General features: G+C 69.0%; 16 protein-coding genes. 4 read left to right on the top strand and 12 right to left on the bottom strand.

The window, feature by feature from the left end; all coding sequences use genetic code 11:
• Positions 1 to 75: 75 nt before the first annotated feature.
• Positions 76 to 747 carry a TetR/AcrR family transcriptional regulator gene (locus ACFOYW_RS10285; RefSeq protein WP_390228840.1) on the bottom strand — a complete coding sequence of 224 codons (672 nt, stop codon included), beginning with the start codon at positions 745 to 747 and terminating at the stop codon, positions 76 to 78.
• 163 nt (positions 748 to 910) lie between these two features.
• Here ACFOYW_RS10285 and ACFOYW_RS10280 point away from each other — a divergent pair, with 163 nt between their 5' ends.
• The gene (locus tag ACFOYW_RS10280) at positions 911 to 1,057 is read left to right on the top strand and encodes a hypothetical protein (protein WP_390228839.1); all 147 of its coding nucleotides are present in this window, start codon (positions 911 to 913) and stop codon (positions 1,055 to 1,057) included.
• 11 nt (positions 1,058 to 1,068) lie between these two features.
• Here the strand turns inward: ACFOYW_RS10280 and ACFOYW_RS10275 are convergent, their stop codons facing one another.
• From ACFOYW_RS10275 to ACFOYW_RS10255, 5 genes are all read right to left on the bottom strand, one after another.
• Entirely contained in the window at positions 1,069 to 1,401 is a 333-nt protein-coding gene (locus ACFOYW_RS10275) for a chorismate mutase (protein ID WP_390228838.1), read from the bottom strand.
• A 41-nt stretch (positions 1,402 to 1,442) separates the two neighbouring features.
• Positions 1,443 to 2,513, bottom strand: coding sequence for a lactonase family protein (locus ACFOYW_RS10270; RefSeq protein WP_390228837.1), 1,071 nt, complete (start codon positions 2,511 to 2,513; stop codon positions 1,443 to 1,445).
• Positions 2,513 to 3,799, bottom strand: coding sequence for an adenylosuccinate synthase (locus ACFOYW_RS10265; RefSeq protein WP_390228836.1), 1,287 nt, complete (start codon positions 3,797 to 3,799; stop codon positions 2,513 to 2,515). The genes ACFOYW_RS10270 and ACFOYW_RS10265 overlap by 1 nt, the downstream gene beginning before the upstream one ends.
• Before the next feature lie 136 nt (positions 3,800 to 3,935).
• Positions 3,936 to 6,353: a phosphoribosylformylglycinamidine synthase subunit PurL gene (purL, locus tag ACFOYW_RS10260; RefSeq protein WP_390228835.1), complete on the bottom strand. Its 2,418-nt coding sequence runs from the start codon at positions 6,351 to 6,353 to the stop codon at positions 3,936 to 3,938.
• A gap of 86 nt (positions 6,354 to 6,439) precedes the next feature.
• Positions 6,440 to 8,212: an ATP-binding protein gene (locus tag ACFOYW_RS10255; RefSeq protein WP_390228834.1), complete on the bottom strand. Its 1,773-nt coding sequence runs from the start codon at positions 8,210 to 8,212 to the stop codon at positions 6,440 to 6,442.
• 250 nt (positions 8,213 to 8,462) lie between these two features.
• On the opposite strand from ACFOYW_RS10255, the gene ACFOYW_RS10250 reads away from it, so the two are divergent.
• A complete protein-coding gene (locus ACFOYW_RS10250) occupies positions 8,463 to 9,338 on the top strand; it encodes a hypothetical protein (protein ID WP_390228833.1) in 876 nt (291 codons plus the stop codon).
• A gap of 113 nt (positions 9,339 to 9,451) precedes the next feature.
• Here ACFOYW_RS10250 and ACFOYW_RS10245 read toward each other — a convergent pair whose 3' ends face one another.
• From ACFOYW_RS10245 to ACFOYW_RS10220, 6 genes are all read right to left on the bottom strand, one after another.
• Positions 9,452 to 10,303, bottom strand: a complete 852-nt coding sequence (locus tag ACFOYW_RS10245; RefSeq protein WP_390228832.1) for an ABC transporter permease — start codon at positions 10,301 to 10,303, stop codon at positions 9,452 to 9,454.
• Positions 10,290 to 11,219, bottom strand: coding sequence for an ABC transporter ATP-binding protein (locus ACFOYW_RS10240; RefSeq protein ID WP_390229610.1), 930 nt, complete (start codon positions 11,217 to 11,219; stop codon positions 10,290 to 10,292). The genes ACFOYW_RS10245 and ACFOYW_RS10240 overlap by 14 nt, the downstream gene beginning before the upstream one ends.
• Positions 11,220 to 11,284: 65 nt before the next feature.
• On the bottom strand, positions 11,285 to 12,397 hold the full coding sequence (locus ACFOYW_RS10235; RefSeq protein WP_390228831.1) for a LolA family protein: 1,113 nt from the start codon (positions 12,395 to 12,397) through the stop codon (positions 11,285 to 11,287).
• A 20-nt stretch (positions 12,398 to 12,417) separates the two neighbouring features.
• Positions 12,418 to 13,302 carry a dihydrodipicolinate synthase family protein gene (locus ACFOYW_RS10230; protein ID WP_390228830.1) on the bottom strand — a complete coding sequence of 295 codons (885 nt, stop codon included), beginning with the start codon at positions 13,300 to 13,302 and terminating at the stop codon, positions 12,418 to 12,420.
• A gap of 49 nt (positions 13,303 to 13,351) precedes the next feature.
• Positions 13,352 to 14,050, bottom strand: a complete 699-nt coding sequence (gene purQ / locus ACFOYW_RS10225; protein ID WP_390228829.1) for a phosphoribosylformylglycinamidine synthase subunit PurQ — start codon at positions 14,048 to 14,050, stop codon at positions 13,352 to 13,354.
• 2 nt (positions 14,051 to 14,052) lie between these two features.
• Complete coding sequence (locus ACFOYW_RS10220; protein WP_390228828.1) at positions 14,053 to 14,331, bottom strand: phosphoribosylformylglycinamidine synthase subunit PurS; 279 nt, start codon at positions 14,329 to 14,331, stop codon at positions 14,053 to 14,055.
• A 118-nt stretch (positions 14,332 to 14,449) separates the two neighbouring features.
• On the opposite strand from ACFOYW_RS10220, the gene ACFOYW_RS10215 reads away from it, so the two are divergent.
• Positions 14,450 to 15,016: a PadR family transcriptional regulator gene (locus tag ACFOYW_RS10215; protein WP_390228827.1), complete on the top strand. Its 567-nt coding sequence runs from the start codon at positions 14,450 to 14,452 to the stop codon at positions 15,014 to 15,016.
• A 3-nt stretch (positions 15,017 to 15,019) separates the two neighbouring features.
• Positions 15,020 to 16,588 (top strand): DHA2 family efflux MFS transporter permease subunit, encoded by a 1,569-nt coding sequence (locus ACFOYW_RS10210; protein WP_390228826.1) that lies wholly within the window; start codon positions 15,020 to 15,022, stop codon positions 16,586 to 16,588.
• Positions 16,589 to 16,630 lie beyond the last annotated feature (42 nt).

Genomic DNA, 16,630 nt, shown 5'->3' with positions numbered 1-16,630 from the left:
CAGCGCGCCGGCCCCGAGCCCTCACCCCACGAGCACTCCGGACTGCCTGCTGCTCGTGATCTGCGTTCCCGGCGGTTAGGCGCGCAGCCAGCTCGGCTCGAGGGTCGGAGCCGTCAGTTCCGCCCCGTACGCGAGGATCGGCGTGCGGTCGATGAGGCTCTGGATCTCGTCGTGTCCGAGGCCCGCGATGCCGAGCACGCAGGTGATGACCAGCACGTGCCCCCGCTCCGGGCTGAGGAAGGTGCGTCGCGCCTCCGACAGGACGGACAGGGCCGTCGCCTCGATGAGGCGAGCGAGCGAACCGGGTTCGATGTCATCGCGAAGGGCGCCACTCGCGATGCCGCGCTCGATCGTCTCGCGGAGCCGGATGCGGACGGGCTCAAGCATCCGTGCCACCTGATCGCGGTGTCGCCCGTGCCCGGAGAGCCTCGTGAGCAGTCGCACGTCGTCGCTGTCGGCCCAGAGCCGCGACGCGTGCAGGGCGAGCTCGACGCGGGCGTCGGGGTGGTTGATCGGGTCGAGTTCCGCCGTCAGCTGCGCGGCGGCCCGGATGAGGACGGCGTCGATCAGCTCGTCGCGGCCGGCGAAGTGGCCGTAGACAGTGCGACGGGTGAGCCCCGCCTGCTGTGCGATGCGCTCGAGCGGGGTGTTGCGTTCCTGCATGAGCAGAACCGACGCCGCCTCGAGAATGGCTTCGCGATTCGCCTCCGCATCTTTGCGGCGCGCACGCGAGGTTGAATCTGCCATGGAAGCGAACATAGACCACCGTCTCGCGCGTCAGCCCCAAATCCACCTGTGCCGGAGTGTCCCCCTCCGGGGGCTTGCCAACGCAGGGAAAGTGCGCAATAAGGGCACCACGTGTGCAGGGAGTCCAGCTCTCGTGAACCTGGTCAGGCCTACGATGAAGCGCATGACGAACAAGCACGAGGGCCCCGAAGCGGAGTCGGACGAGTCCAAGGAAAAGTCGTCGAAGGCGGAGCGAGACTCGGCGAAGCGCGACCCCGGCGCCCACCACGCGCCCCCGACGGAAGCCATCATCCTCAAGAGCTCCGACTGACCGCAGGCGCCCTATTCGGCGACGCGTTCCTCGCCGTCGGCGCCGGCGCTGATGTGGTGCCGGATCACCTCGGTCACGACGAAGTTGAACCACTTCTCGGCGAACTCGGGGTCGAGATTGCTCTCGACGGCCAGGTCGCGCAGGCGCGCGATCTGCGTGCGTTCACGGTCGGGATCCGACGCCGGCAGGCCATACGTCGCCTTCAACTCGCCGACGGTCTGCGTGAACTTGAAGCGCTCGGCGAGCAGGTGGACGAGCGCGGCGTCGATGTTGTCGATGCTCTCGCGAATCCGCAGCAGCTGGCGCCAGGCGAGATCGGCACCGTCGGGTTCAGTGGGGCGCATGAGTCAAACCTAGGGCAGAACGGCTCGCCGCACGGCTGCGCTCAGACGGATGCCTGCAGCGCCGGTGCAACGACCGTGGGGGAACCCGCCGCCACGCGCTGCACGATCTCGGCGGGAGTCCCATCCGTCCCGAGGGCGAACACGGTGACCTCTCCGCTCAGCTGATTGGCGACGTACAGCCGGTCGCCGAGCACGAGGTGGTGTCGCGGCCAGTTCGCGCCGGACGGCACCTCGGTGAGCGGCGTGACACCGTCGGCATCGACCGACAGCACGGCCACGACGTTCGAGCGGCGCACGGTCACATAGAGCAGCCGGCCGTCGGCCGAGAGCGAGATGTGCGCCCCCGACTCATCGGGTTCGCGCGGCGCGCGGCGCACAGGCGACGACGCGGTGATGGCGTACTTCCCGCCCGCGCCAGGAGTGAGCACGAACACCTCGACCGCGTACTCGCTCACGACGAACAGCCGCCCATCGGCGGCCACCGCGACGTGGCGCGGCCCGGCGCCGTAGGGGAACGCCACCTCGTGGTCGAGTTCGAGCGCGTGATCGGCGGCCGAATAGCGCCAGACGCGCGCGAGGTCGTAGCCGAGGTCGGTCGTCAGAATCCGGCCGTCGGGCAGCAGAGCGGTGAAGTGGGCGCGACTGATGCGTGGCGCGTAGTCGGGGCGCGGGGCGACCAGTTCCGACTCGGGAACGCCCGCGTACGGGTCGGATGCCGGCGAAGCATCCGTTCTGCCCATGATCTCGCCCGTTGCCGCGTCCAGCGCGTAGGTGAGCACCTGCCCCGAGCCCCAGCACGCGACCGTCGCGAACCGGCCGTCCGGATCGACGGCGATGTGGCATGCCGCGGCCCCGGCGGCCCATGGATCGCCGAGCGGTTCGAGCGCGCCGGGTTCCGTCAACCGGAATGCGCGGAACGTCTCGTTCTGCTCACCGATCGCATAGACGACCGGCAACGAGGGATGCTCGGCCACGAAGCTCGGACTCGGTGTCGACGCGGCGAGGGTCACCTGGCCGATCGTTCCGTCGTCGTCGAGCGAGGCCGAGAGGATGCCTTCGCTGGTACCGCCCATGTCGGGCGTGTAGCCGCCGAGCCAGAGTCGCGGTGACATCAGTCGATGAGGTCGTGGCGCACGATGATGGCGTCGCGAGCCGGCCCGACGCCGATCGCGGAGATGCGGCAGCCGGAGAGGCGCTCGACCGCGAGCACGTAGTCCTGCGCGTTCTGCGGCAGCTCATCGAAGCTGCGGGCGCCGGTGATGTCCTCGGTCCAGCCGGGGAACTCCTCGTAGATCGGCTTCGCGTGGTGGAAGTCGGACTGCGAGAGGGGCACCTCGTCGAAATGCGTGCCGTCGACGTCATAGGAGACGCAGACCGGAATTCGCTCGAGCCCCGTCAGCACATCGAGCTTCGTCAGCACGATGTCGGTGAGGCCGTTGATGCGCGACGCGTAGCGCGCGATCGGTGCGTCGTACCAGCCCGGTCGACGGCGACGACCCGTGGTCGTGCCGAACTCGCGCCCCTGCTCGACCAGGAAGTCGCCCGACTCGTCGAACAGTTCGGTCGGGAACGGACCCGCGCCGACGCGCGTGATGTAGGCCTTTGCGATCCCGATGATGCGCGTGAGCCGTGACGGTCCCACGCCCGATCCGGTCGCCGCACCGCCGGCCGTCGCCGAGGACGACGTCACGAAGGGGTAGGTGCCGTGGTCGACGTCGAGCATGGTGGCCTGGCCGCCCTCGAACAGCACGTTCTTGCCCGCGTCGATCGCCCGGGCGAGCTCAAGGCCGCTGTCTACGACCATCGGGCGCAGGCGCTCGGCGTACGAGAGCAGCTCCTCGACGACCTCGTCGACCGTGATCGCGCGCCGGTTGTAGACCTTGAGCAGCAGCTGGTTCTTCTGGAACAGCGCACCCTCGACCTTCTGGCGCAGGATCGACTCGTCGAACAGGTCCTGCACGCGGATGCCGACGCGGTTGATCTTGTCGGCGTAGGCCGGGCCGATGCCACGGCCCGTCGTGCCGATCTGACGCTTGCCGAGGAACCGCTCGGTCACCTTGTCGAGTGTGCGGTGGTACGAGGCGATGATGTGCGCGTTGGCCGACACCTGCAGTCGCGAGATGTCGACACCGCGCGCGTCGAGCGCGTCGAGCTCCTCGAAGAGCACTTCGAGGTCGACGACGACACCGTTGCCGATCACCGGCACGACGCCCTCCGTCAGAATGCCCGAAGGCAGCAGGTGCAGCGCGTACTTCTCTTCGCCGATCACGACGGTGTGACCTGCGTTGTTGCCGCCATTGAACTTGACGACGTAGTCGATACGGCTGCCGAGCAGATCGGTGGCTTTGCCCTTGCCCTCGTCACCCCACTGGGCTCCGACGATCACGATTCCCGGCACGTGGCCCTCCTCACGCTGGAGCGGACCGCCCGTTCGGTCCACCCCATCCTATCCGGCGCCCGTTACCAACCCGTGACGCGGGTTCCGCGGAGCGTCTTCCACGCCCCGAGCTGCGGCCTCAATCGAGGACTGCCGTTTACTCCGCGAGGTGGCGCGGGGCCCGACGCGGGCGCTCTTCCGGCGCGACGTAGAACGCGCCTTCCGTGTAGCCGACGACCGGCCCGAAGTGCTCGGGCAACGTCGAGCGGTGAGCGGATGCCAGTTCCTCGAGCCCGACCGTGAAGAGCCCCTGGACCTCGAGGGCGGGAACCTCGCCGCTGACGGCATCCGTCACGCCGATGCGCGCCACCGGGAATCCGCGGCCCGCACACAGCCCTTGGAACTGCACGTCGTCTTCGCGCGGAACAGAGACGATCACGCGCCCGGTCGACTCGGAGAACAACGCCGTCGTCGCGTCGATGCCGTCGCGTGTGAGCAGCTCATCGAGGAAGACCCGCGCGCCCACGCCGAAGCGCAGCACCGACTCCGCCAGGGCCTGCCCTAGGCCGCCGTCGGCGAGGTCGTGCGCCGAGGTCAGGAACCCCTCGACGGCGGCCGCGTGAAGCAGTTCGGCGAGCGCGCGCTCGCGGCCCAGGTCGACGGCCGGCGGCCGGCCGCCGAGGTGGCCGAAGACGGTGCTCGCCCATGCGGAGCCGTCGAGCTCGGTCGCGGTGGTGCCGAGAAGGTAGATGTTCTCACCCGGGTCCTGCCAGCCCGACGGCACGCGGCGCGCGACGTCATCGATCACGCCGAGCACGCCGACCACGGGTGTCGGGAAGATCGGGGTCGAACCGGTCTGGTTGTAGAAGGACACGTTGCCGCCGGTGACGGGGATCTCGAGCTCGAGGCATCCGTCGCTCAGCCCCTCGACCGCCTGCGAGAACTGCCACATCACCTCGGGGTTCTCCGGGCTGCCGAAGTTCAGGCAGTCGGTGACCGCCATCGGCACCGCACCCGAGACCGCGACGTTGCGGTAGGCCTCGGCGAGCGCGAGCTTCGCGCCCTGCGCCGGGTCGAGCTGGCAGTAGCGGCCATTGGCGTCGGTTGCGATCGCGAAGCCGAGGCCGGATTCCTCGTCGACGCGGATCATGCCCGCATCTTCGGGGAACGCGAGCGCGGTGTTGCCGCCGACGTAATAGTCGTACTGGTTCGTGACCCAGCTCTTGTCGGCGAGGTTCGGCGAGCCGGCGAGGGCGAGGAACTGATCGCGCAGCTGGCCCTTGCCGTCGTCGGTCGCGGCGTCGGCGCGGGGCAGCTCGGCTGCCGAGTCGGCCTGCAGTGCGTCGAGCCAGCCCGGGCGCTGCACCGGGCGGTCGTAGACGGGGCTGTCGATCGCGACGGTGCGCGGGTCGACGTTCACGATCTCTTCGCCATGCCACTGGATCACGAGGCGGCCCGTGTCGGTCACGTCGCCCAGCACGCTGTACTCGACGTCCCACTTGGCGAGCACCTCGCGGAAGGCGTCGAGCTTGTCGGGGTGCACGACCGCCATCATGCGCTCCTGCGACTCGCTCATCAGGATCTCTTCGGCAGTGAGCGTGGGGTCGCGCAGCAGTACCTCGTCGAGCTCGACGAACATGCCGCCGTCGCCGTTGCTGGCGAGCTCGGACGTCGCGCAGGAGATGCCCGCTGCGCCGAGGTCCTGGATGCCGTCGACGAGGTGCTTCTGGAACAGCTCGAGGCAGCACTCGATCAGCACCTTCTCGGCGAACGGGTCGCCGACCTGCACGGCGGGCCGTTTCGTCGGCCCCGTCGAGCTGAAGGTGTCGGAGGCGAGGATCGAGGCCCCGCCGATGCCGTCGCCGCCCGTGCGCGCCCCGAACAGCACGACCTTGTTGCCGACGCCCTCGGCGTTCGCGAGGTGCAGGTCCTCGTGCCGCAGCACGCCGACGGCGAGTGCATTGACGAGCGGGTTGCCCTGGTACACCGGGTCGAAGTAGGTCTCGCCGCCGATGTTCGGCAGGCCGAGGCAGTTGCCGTAGAACGAGATGCCGGACACGACGCCGTGCACGACCCGTGCCGTGTCGGGGTCGTCGATCTTGCCGAAACGCAGCTGGTCCATGACGGCGACCGGCCGGGCGCCCATCGAGATGATGTCGCGCACGATTCCGCCGACGCCGGTCGCGGCGCCCTGGAACGGCTCGATATAGGACGGATGATTGTGGCTCTCGACCTTGAAGGTCACCGCCCAGCCCTCGCCGATGTCGACGACGCCCGCGTTCTGGCCCATGCCGACCATGAGGTTCTTGCGCATGTTGTCGTTGACCTTCTGGCCGAAGATGCGCAGGTAGTTCTTGCTCGACTTGTAGGAGCAGTGCTCGGACCACATCACCGAGTACATGGCGAGCTCGGCGCTCGTCGGGCGGCGGCCGAGGATGCTCTTGATCTGCTCGTACTCGTCGGCCTTGAGGCCGAGCACCTCGTACGGCTGCTCTTTCTCGGGAGTGGCCGCCGCGTTCGCGGTCGTGTCGAGACCTGCGCTCGGAACATGGATGGTCTCGGTGCCGTCGCTCACGGCTGAAATTCTACCGGCTGGGTAGTGCGCCGCTTTGCCGCGCCGATGCCCGGTGGCCCGGCCGAGCGGTCGCCAGCCGCGCGCCGCTACCCCAGCCGGTAGGCCCGGTTCTTCGACTGCGGCGGCGCCGTCGGAATCACCGCTCGCTGGTCGATCAGCACGCGCAGTCGCTGGCGAACGACGTTGACCGTGGAGCCGGCGCGGTCGGCGATCTCCTGGACGCCGAGCTCGCCGCCTTCGCGAATCGCGGCGACGATCCGCTCGTCGAGGGCGCCGCGCACCGCCGGCTGGCGAGGCGGTGAGCTGAATACGCCTGGTGCGACTTCGCGCACCTCCTCGTGCTGCAGACGATGCCCCCGGCGATAGCGCTCGCCCGGCCGGGCGGGGTAGCGCAGCCAGCCCTCGTCGACGAGCGACCGCAGCACGTCCTGCGCATCATGCGAATCGATGCCCAGAAGAGCGCGCAGCAGCTGGTCTTCGACGTCGAGATCTCGGTGCACGAGTGCCAGAACACGTTGCTGATCGGGTTCGAGCACGTCGGCGCCCACGTCAGCGAGCCACTCATCGACGTCTGGGGAGAGCAGGCCGTGACGCTCGAGAACGACGGTCATGCTCGTCAACGTCGCGTCGAAGCGCGGAGCGGCGAGGCCGGCGCGCCCGAGGGAGCCGGTCATTCGGGGAATGCCGCTTCCGGCGTTCTCCGACACCGTGTCGGCCGTGCCGGGCAGCGGGATGTCTGTGAGCAGGGTGGCCAACCGTGCGTTTCGCGAACGCGAGTTGCCGTCGAAGAGCTCCGCAACGCGTCGACCGCCCCAGATGCCGCCGGGGTTGTGGATTTCGAGGCGGTCCGGGTACAGCTCGAGACGCACCTGATCGCCCAGCGCCATCGAGCTGTAGTCGCGATGGGTCACGGCATTCACGATCACCTCGCGAAGCGCGTCAACCGGAATCTCGGGCTCGTCGAACGCGCCGGCGCCGTGACTGACGCGGCGATGCTGAAGGTTGCGCATCACCGCATTGACCGCATCGGCGACCATCACGGGAACCGGGCCTTCGAGGGTCGCGCGGTCAAGCATCCGTACGTCACCGGCGATGGTGTCTTTGGTGAGCCCGGTGTAGGCGTTGAACGTGATCATGGCCTGGGGCAGGAACTGCTGCGGGTACCTGCCGAAGGCGAGCAGCCCGGCGAGGGTCGGCGTGACGCGATCGGCTGAGACGACCTTCATTCTCGTCAGAATGTCGAGGTCGGAGGACAGGCCGGCCACGGCCCGCGGGCGGACGCGTCGCAGTCGCGTGATGAACTGGGCGATCAGCTGCTCGTCGAGGTCGTCTGTCGTTGCGGACTCGACCGGTTCGATGTCGGTCGTCGGCTGCGCGGCGTCTGTGCGCAGCAGGAACACGCCGTAGCGGCCCATCACGCGGTCGCCGTCGCCGACCCGCTGGTAGCTGCCGTTCTCGATGCCCTGCGTCGTTACGTAGCAGGGCCGCTGATCGGCCGGCAGCTCTTCGACGTCGATGACCACGACGGGGGCGCCGTCGATCTCGTCGATGTCGATCACCCCGCTCGGCGTCGGCGTCACGGGCCCCGGGATGTCTCGGCTCGAGCGCGGTCGAAACGCCTCGGACACCTGATCGCGCACCTTCGCCGCGTCGAAGTCGGCCGCCGGCGTGAAGCCGTTCGCCTCATCAAGGCCGAGAAGCACCAGGCCGCCGTCACGGTTGCTGAAAGCGCTGATGGTGGGCCAGAGGCTGCGCGGGACACCGCCCGCGGCAGACTTGACTTCGACCTGGGTGAGATCGGTGCGCGCTCGTCGGAGCCGTTCGACGACTTCGTCGAGGGGGCCCTGACTCGTTTCCATCTCGCTCCTTCGGCGTCAGCCGGCTCACTGATCGGTTGGCGGAACTTCACTGATCATCAGTGACCGTCAGTGAAGCGGATCACTGAGCTTCAGTGACGTGATTCACTGCCGTTCAGTGACTCTCATCACTCAAGTTCAGTGACCCCCATCACTGAACTTCACTGATGACTGTAATGAGCTGCACCGACACGATCGCAGTGACGCGCGGCGCCAGTGGAGAGCCGCGCCGTGAGCCCTGCGAGAATGAATCGTGCCCGATCTCGGACTTCTCCTCGACGTCGACGGCCCCATCGCCTCGCCGGTCACCCGCTCCATCAACATCCCGTCCATCGCCGACGACCTGGTCGCACTCGTCGGCGCGGGCGTGCCGATCGCGTTCATCACAGGCCGCAGCGACCGCTTCATCGACGCGCAGGTGGTCGAGCCGCTGCTCGCACGCGGACTGGCGGATGCCCTGCGGCAGCCCGGCGCTCGCATGTTCGGCGTGTTCGAGAAGGGCGGCACCTGGGCCGCCATCACACCGGACGGGCTCGCGGAGCTGGAGATCGACGCATCCGTGGCCCCGTCCGCCGCCCTGGTCGGCGACATCCGCGACCTCGTCGTCGACCGATTCAGCGACAGCATGTTCTTCGACGAGACCAAGCGGGCGATGATCTCGGTCGAGCAGGGGCGGCAGGTCGAGGCATCCGTCTACACCGCTGCGCAGTCACGCTTCGACAGCGCCGCGTTCGACGTGCTGACCGCTCACGGCGTCGGCGCCGCCCATCGTGACCGCATCGCGCCTGACGCGAACGGCGCGGTCACCTTCCGCATCGACTCGACGATCATCTCGTCGGACATCGAATCGGTCGTGCTCGACAAGGACCGCGGTGCGCGCCGAGCCCTCGACCACTTCGCCGCGACCGGCGAGCTGCCCCGGCGCTGGCGATCGGTCGGCGACTCGCGCGGCGACTACAAGATGTCGGATTTCCTGCACTCGGCGGGGTTCGACACGGCGCACGTCGACGTGCGCCCCTCGGACGGCGTGCTCGAGAAGCCTTACCGCGTGATCACCGAGGGTGACGCGATCCACGATCAGGCCGGTGCGCTCTTCCTGCGCCACTGGGTGCGCGAGCTGGGCCTGTAGCCGCGCAGAGATCGCGTCGCGCTACACCTGCGGGCCGGCGCGCCTCGCACAGCTGTGGCGCGGCCCGGCAGGTGTAGCGCCACCCACGGTGACGCCGTGGGCTCACGCGCAACTCAGCTCAGGATGTCCTTCGTCGTGAGGCGCGCCCAGGCGAGCAGGCCGAAGACGACGAGATAGCCGAGCTGCAGCAGGGCGTTCTGGCCGAACGAATTCCACACCATCGGGGAGCGCAGGAAGTCGCCCAGGCCGAGCCAGTAGTGGCTGAACAGCCACGGGTGCAGCCACGAGAGCTGGGGCAGGGCGTCCGCCACCTGGGTCACGGCGGCGAGCACCACGGTCGCCGCCATCGCGCCGACCGGCACGCTGGTGAGCGTTGAGATGAACAGCCCGAGGGCCGTCAGGCCCACGAGCGACACGGTGGAATAGGCGGCGAGCAGCAGCAGGCGCACCACGAAGCCGCCGAAGCCGACTGTGTTCCCCGACAGCAGCGGCACCGGCCCGATGTGGAACAGGATCGCGCCGATCAGCACGCCGAACACGACGAGCGCCAGCACTGCCGCGACCACGAACGCGAGCGTGCCGATGAATTTGACGACGAGCAGCCGTACCCGGCCGATGGGTGCGACGAGCAGATAGCGCAGCGTGCCGAGGCTCGCCTCGCCCGCGATCGTGTCGCCCGCCACGACGCTGACCGTCAGCGGCAGGAAGACCGGAATGGAGACGACGAGCGCGGTGAACGACACGAACAGGCCGTTCTGTGCGATCGATCCGACGAACGCGGGGCCGCTGGTGTCGCTGCCGCCGCCCCGACCCTGCGTCACGCGCACGGCGATGCCGATGAGCACGGGCACCGCGGCGAGGGCAGACAGCAGCGCGATCGTGCGCCAGCGCCGGAACAACGTCGTGAGCTCGTTGATCAGGGGCGCGGCCGGGTTGCGCGTTGTGCGCGCGTCAGCCTGCGACATCGAAGCCCTCCCCCGTGAGCGCGACGAAGCGCTCTTCAAGCGTGGCCCCCGAGGCGGCGATTCCGCGCACCCGTACGTCGGCGGCGACCAGGGCGGCGGTGAGCTCCTCGACGGGAACCTGCGCGGGCAGCGCCGCTGCGACGGTGTCGGGCGCGTCGGCGCTGGCGGGATCGACGGCGAGGCCGCGGGCTATGAGCGCCCGGCGCGCGGCATCCGTGTCGGGGGTCGTCACGACCAGCCGCCGTTCGCTCGCCGCGCGGAGCTCGTCAAGGGTGCCCTGGGTCACGAGCCGCCCCGCGCTCATCACCGCGACGTGGGTGCAGAGCTGCTCGATCTCAGACAGCAGATGCGACGAGAGGAACACTGTCGTGCCGTCGGCCGCGAGCTCGCGGATCAGCGCCCGCACCTCGCGCGTGCCCTGCGGGTCGAGCCCGTTGGTCGGCTCGTCGAGGACCAGGAGCTCGCGCCGGCGCAGCAGCGCGTTCGCGAGGCCGAGTCGCTGCTTCATGCCGAGCGAGTAGGCATGCGCCTTCTTCGCGGCGGCGTGGGTCAGGCCGACGCGATCGAGAGCGGATGCGACGCGCAGGGCCCGAGTCGCCGCATCGCTTCCCGCCTCGGCCGCGTCCAGCCGGATGAGGTTGTCGCGGCCCGAGAGGAACGGGTACCCGGCGGGGCCTTCGACGAGCGCGCCGACCTGGGGCAACACCGACGCGAGGGCGCCCGGCATGCGCTCGCCGAGAAGCGAGATCGACCCGCTCGTCGGCGCGACAAGGCCGAGCAGCATGCGGATCGTCGTGGTCTTGCCCGACCCGTTCGGCCCGAGGAAGCCGAACACGGCGCCGCGCGGAACGGTCAGCGTGAGCTCGTCGACCGCGCGCTGCTTCCCGAATATCTTGGTGAGGCCGGATGCCTCGATCGCCGGTACCTGGCTGGCATCGCCCGACGGCTCAGCCCGTTGGGCCGAGTCGAGTACGGCTCGGCTCACTGAGCGGCGTTCTCGAGCGACGACAGCGGGACTGCACCTGCGAGCACCCGGCCGTCGTTCGTGATCAGCACAGAGATGAGGGACGTCTGCAGGCCACGGCCGCCACTGACGGGCTGCAGCAGCCCCAGCAGCGACGAGGCATCCATGCCGCCCGTGCCGCTTGTGCCGTCACCGGCGGTCGCGCCACTCTCGAGCTGCGTGAGGCTCTGGCCGCCGGAGGGCAGCTCGGCGATCGCGTTCCACCCGGAACCGAGAACGGTGGGGCGCTGACCGTCAGGGATCGCCTGGGTCGCACCGGGGTGCTGCGCCCCGCCGATCGTCTGCGTCTCGACCTTCGTTCCGGCAGGCGGTGTGAACGCGAAGTCGGAGGCGGCGGGAGTCGCGTAGTCGATCGAGGTGAACTCGGCGGTCGCCGCGGGCTTCGCCTGGCCCTTCGCGTAGACCGCGACGTCGAGGGGGACGCCCGTCGTGGAGTCGACCGCGACCGTCACGCGGTTCACGAGCGTGTCGCTCGTCTTGGGCGAGAGCGTGAGTCGGTACGTCGCGCGCCCGGCGATGCGCTCGTCGCTCGCGACGCCGAAGTCGGTCGTCGGCTTCAGCTCGGCGATGAGCTGGGCCGCGGCTTGCGCCGGAGTGACAGCGGGGGCAGGAGTGTGCGCACCGGAATCCGTGCCCCCGGTTGCGTTCGAAAGCGCGAGATGAGTCGCCTGCTTCTGCGCCGAGTCGTAGAGCCACACGCTGTTGCCGTCACGCACCACGTCGCGCTCGGCGAGGTTGTCGAGCACCTGCAGGCGCTGCTTGGTGCCGCCGTCGGTGTAGACCTTCGTGGTGTGCGCCGCGGTGAGCAGGTCGACGAGCGAGTTGCTCGACGCGCCGCCGCCGCTCTGCTGTTCGAGCGCACTCAGATCGGGCAGTCCGAGATCGGATGACTGCTGCACCGTTCCCGAGTACGCCGCCGTGTCGCTCTTCGCCACCAGTTCGAGCACCTGCGCCGGAGTCTTCGTCGGCAACGGACCCTGCGCGGAGGCGATGGCGGGAATCGCGATCGCCCCGCAGACGATGACGACCGGAGCGGCGAGGGCGGGGACCCAACGGGCGAGCTTGTTCATGGCAGCCTCCTGGTCGGAGCCTACGTTCGCGCGGCTCGATGTGGGCTGAGGGTTTGGTGCGCCCGGGCGAGTTGCGCGTCGCTCGGCGGGTCGATCGAGATGCGAGGGATGCCTGCCGCGAGGCCCCGCTCCGCGAGGCCGGCTTTGAGCACCCCGATGTCGGCGCTCGCGCTCGCCGCGACCGCGTCGTCGATTTCGGCCTGGAGCGCGGTCGCGTCCTCACCGGCCCTGATGACGCGCGTGACCTGGACGAACAGCTCGGGCAGGATCGTGGACACGCCCGAGACGACGCCGGCCGCCCCGGCCGCGGCGAGCCGCACGATGTCGGCGTCGTTGCCCGAGTAGTACTCGAACCCTTCCGGAATGACATCGAGATAGGCGAGATTCTCGGCGAGGGGGAGGCCCGACACCTTCACTCCCGCCATTCCGGGCAGCGCGGCGAGGCGCGCGAGCGTCTCGGGCGCGACCGTGGTGACGGCCCTCGGCGGGAAGACGTAGGCATAGACGGATGCGTCGGGCACAGCATCCGTCACCCGCCGGAAATGCTCGAGCAGCGCCTGCTCGCCCGCCGGGAAGTAGTACGGCGTGATCGCGGCCAGTCGCGTCGCGCCGAGCCGGGTCGCCGCGTGGGCGAGGCGCGCGGTCTGCCGGGCGCTCGCCGCGCCGACGTGCGCGATCGTGCGGTCGGGGCCGAACTCCTCGAGTGCGGTCTCGATCACCGCGAGGCGTTCGCCGTCTTCCAGCGCGGTGAACTCGCCGGTCGTGCCGGGGGTGAAGACGCCGTCGACGCCCGCGTCACGCAGGAAGGCGAACAGTCGGCCGGTTGCGATGATGTCGAGGCCGCCGTCGGCGTCGAACGCGGTGACGGGTGCGGCGAGCAGCTGGAAGGACGACGGCGATGTCATCGCTCCAGCCTGCCTCGGATCGAGGAAGAGGTCTACTGAGTCTGTGCTGCTAGACCGATTGCAGAGTCTGCAGGGCGCTTGCAAAGAATCTCAGCCCATCGACGCCCGAACGCATGCGCTTTCGGGTGTCGGGACCGAAGCCGGCTTCCACGGCGTGCTCGGGGTGCGGCATCAGGCCGACGACGTTGCCGCGCTCGTTCGCGATGCCGGCGATGTCGTTGAGCGAGCCGTTCGGGTTCACGCCGGCGTAGCGGAAGACCACGCGGCCTTCCCCTTCGAGGCGCGCGAGGGTCTCGGCATCGGCGATGTAGCCGCCCTCGCCGTTCTTCAGCGGGATCACGATCTCTTCGCCGGCCTGGAACCCGTTGGTCCATGCGGTGTCGGTGTTGAGCACTGTGAGCGCCTGGTCGCGTCGGATGAACGTGCCGTGGTCGTTGGCGATCAGGCCGCCGGGCAGTAGGTGCGCCTCGACCAGCATCTGGAATCCGTTGCAGATGCCGAGGACCGGCATGCCCGCGTTCGCCGCGGCGACGACCTCGGTCATGATCGGCGAGAGCGCGGCGATGGCGCCGCAGCGCAGGTAGTCGCCGTAGGAGAACCCGCCCGGCAGCACGAGGGCGTCGACGCCCTGAAGGTCGTGCTGGCCGTGCCAGAGCGCGACCGGCTCGGCGCCCGCGAGGCGGATCGCGCGCTGCGCGTCGCGCTCGTCGAGCGAGCCGGGGAAAGTGATGACGCCGATCTTGGCCACGCTCACGCCCCCGTGTGAGCGTGGTGCTCAGCGTCGCTTACGACCCGGACCGCGACGACGTCTTCGATGACCGAGTTGGAGAGCACGTCGGCGGCGATCTCGCGCACGTGGTCGAGCAGGTCCTGGCTGATCTCGTCGCCCGGGGCCGTGAGCTCGAAGCGCTTGCCCTGGCGCACCTGGAAGTCACCCCGGCCGGTGCGAGCGAGGGCGCCGGCGATCGCCTTGCCCTGGGGGTCGAGCAGCTCTGCCTTGGGCATGACTTCGACGACGATCGTGGGCACGTGGTTCTCCGTCCGATGAGCGGGATGTGCGAGGCGCACCAAGAATTCTACCGGCCGACACAGCTTGGTCTTGCTGGATTATTTGACATGTAATATTCCGTGCGGAATAATCGATGCAATGACGCCACTGGCCATGGCAGCGCTCGCTTTGCTGAGTGAGCGGCCGATGCATCCGTACGAGATGTACCAGACGCTCATCCAGCGCTCGGAAGACCGCATCGTGAAGGTGCGGCCCGGGTCGCTCTACCACACGATCAACAAGCTCGACGGGCTGGGGCTCGTCCGGGCCACCGGCATCGACCGCGAGGGCAACCGGCCCGAGCGGACCACCTACGAGATCACGGAGCGAGGCAGCGTGGCGCTGGCGGAACGCATCGCCTCGGTGATCGAGTCGCCGGAATACGAGTTCCCCATTTTCCCCGTGGCCATCTCGCAGGCGCACCACCTGCCGCACGAGACGGTCGTGACGCTGCTCGAACGGCGTCTGCACCAACTCGACGTCCGCCGTGACGAGATCGCGGCCGGCGTTCGGAAGCTCGACCGCATGGAGCTGCCGCGCAAGTACTGGCTCGACGTCGACTACCTGCACGCGCAGTTCGACGCCGAGCGTTCCTGGCTTGAGAGGGTGATCGCCGAGATTCGCTCGGGTGCCCTCGATTGGACTGAAGAGAAGAAAGACGACTGAGCGATGACAACGACTCACCCGACCCACACCAAGGAGATCCGACCCTGGCCCGCGCTCTGGGCGCTGGTCATCGGCTTCTTCATGATCCTGATCGACACGACCATCGTGTCGGTCGCCAACCCTTCCATTCAGGAGGGACTCAAGACCACCACCGACGACGTCATCTGGGTGACCAGTGCGTACCTCCTGACCTACGCGGTGCCGCTGCTCGTGACCGGGCGTCTCGGCGACCGCTTCGGGCCGAAGAACATCTACCTCATCGGTCTCGTGGTCTTCACGCTCGCATCGCTGTGGTGCGGCCTGTCGGACCTGCTGCCCGGAAGCGGCATCGCGAACCTGATCATCGCCCGCGCGGTGCAGGGCCTCGGTGCGGGCATGATGACGCCGCAGACGATGGCGGTCATCACGCGCACCTTCGCGCCCGAGAAGCGCGGCACGGCCATGGCGCTGTGGGGTGCGACCGCGGGCGTCGCGACGCTCGTCGGCCCGATCCTCGGCGGCGTGCTCGTCGACGGCCTCGGCTGGCAGTGGATCTTCTTCGTCAACGTGCCGATCGGCGTCGTCGCGTTCGTGCTCGCACTGATCCTGGTGCCCCAGCTCGAGAAGCACAGCCACACCTTCGACTGGCTCGGCGTGTTCCTGTCGGCCGCCGGCCTGTTCCTGGTGGTGTTCGGGCTGCAGGAGTCGAACACCTACAACTGGAACGGCTGGGTGTGGGCATCCGTGCTCGGCGGTGTCGCACTCATCGTGCTGTTCGTCATCTGGCAGGCCGTCAACAAGAAGGAGCCGCTCGTACCGCTCGCGGTGTTCCGCGACCGCAACTTCTCACTCGCCAACGGTGCGATCTCGGCGATCGGCTTCTCGATCACGGCGATGTTCATTCCGCTCATCTACTTCTTCCAGTCGGTGCGCGGCATGACGCCGACCGAGTCGGCGCTGATGAGCACGCCGACGGCGGTGCTGTCGATCGTCCTCGCGCCGATCGCAGGGCGCCTCGCCGACCGCGTGCACCCGCGCGCGCTGGTCGTGCCGGGCGTGCTGCTCGTGGGTGCGGCGTTGTGGCTGTACTCGTTCATGATCTCGCCGACGATCGCCTGGCCGCTGCTGCTCATCCCGTCGTTCGTGATGGGTCTCGGCAGCGCGTTCATGTGGGGCCCGATCGCAGCCACCGCCAACCGCAACCTGCCCCCACGGATGGCGGGCGCCGGATCCGGCGTGTTCAACACGACCCGCCAGGTCGGCGCCGTGATCGGTTCGTCGGCGCTCGCCGCGCTGATGACGAGCCGCATCACCCACGACCTGTCCGCGGCACTGCCTGCCGGCGCCAAGCTGTCGGGCGGGCTGCAGCTCACCTCGGGTACAACGGTGCTTCCGCAGGCGCTCAAGCAGGCGTTCACGAATGCGATGAGCGAGACCCTGATGCTGCCGGCGATCGTCATTCTCGTCGCTGCGGTGTGTGCGATCTTCTTCCTGAAGCCGAGTCACCTGCGCGACGATGCGGCGGCGGCCCCCACCGCGGCGCCGGCGACCCACGGTGCGCACGTGGCTGCACCCGAGCCGGTCGCCGAGTAGCAGCGGGCGGTTCCAGCGCCGAGCGCACCGGTACGGCTCCCC

It is taken from the genome of Gryllotalpicola reticulitermitis (assembly GCF_042651345.1).
Classification (GTDB): Bacteria; Actinomycetota; Actinomycetes; order Actinomycetales; family Microbacteriaceae; genus Gryllotalpicola; species Gryllotalpicola reticulitermitis.
Note: the sequence above shows the minus strand (reverse complement) of the source record. Positions and strands in the feature narration are given on the sequence as shown.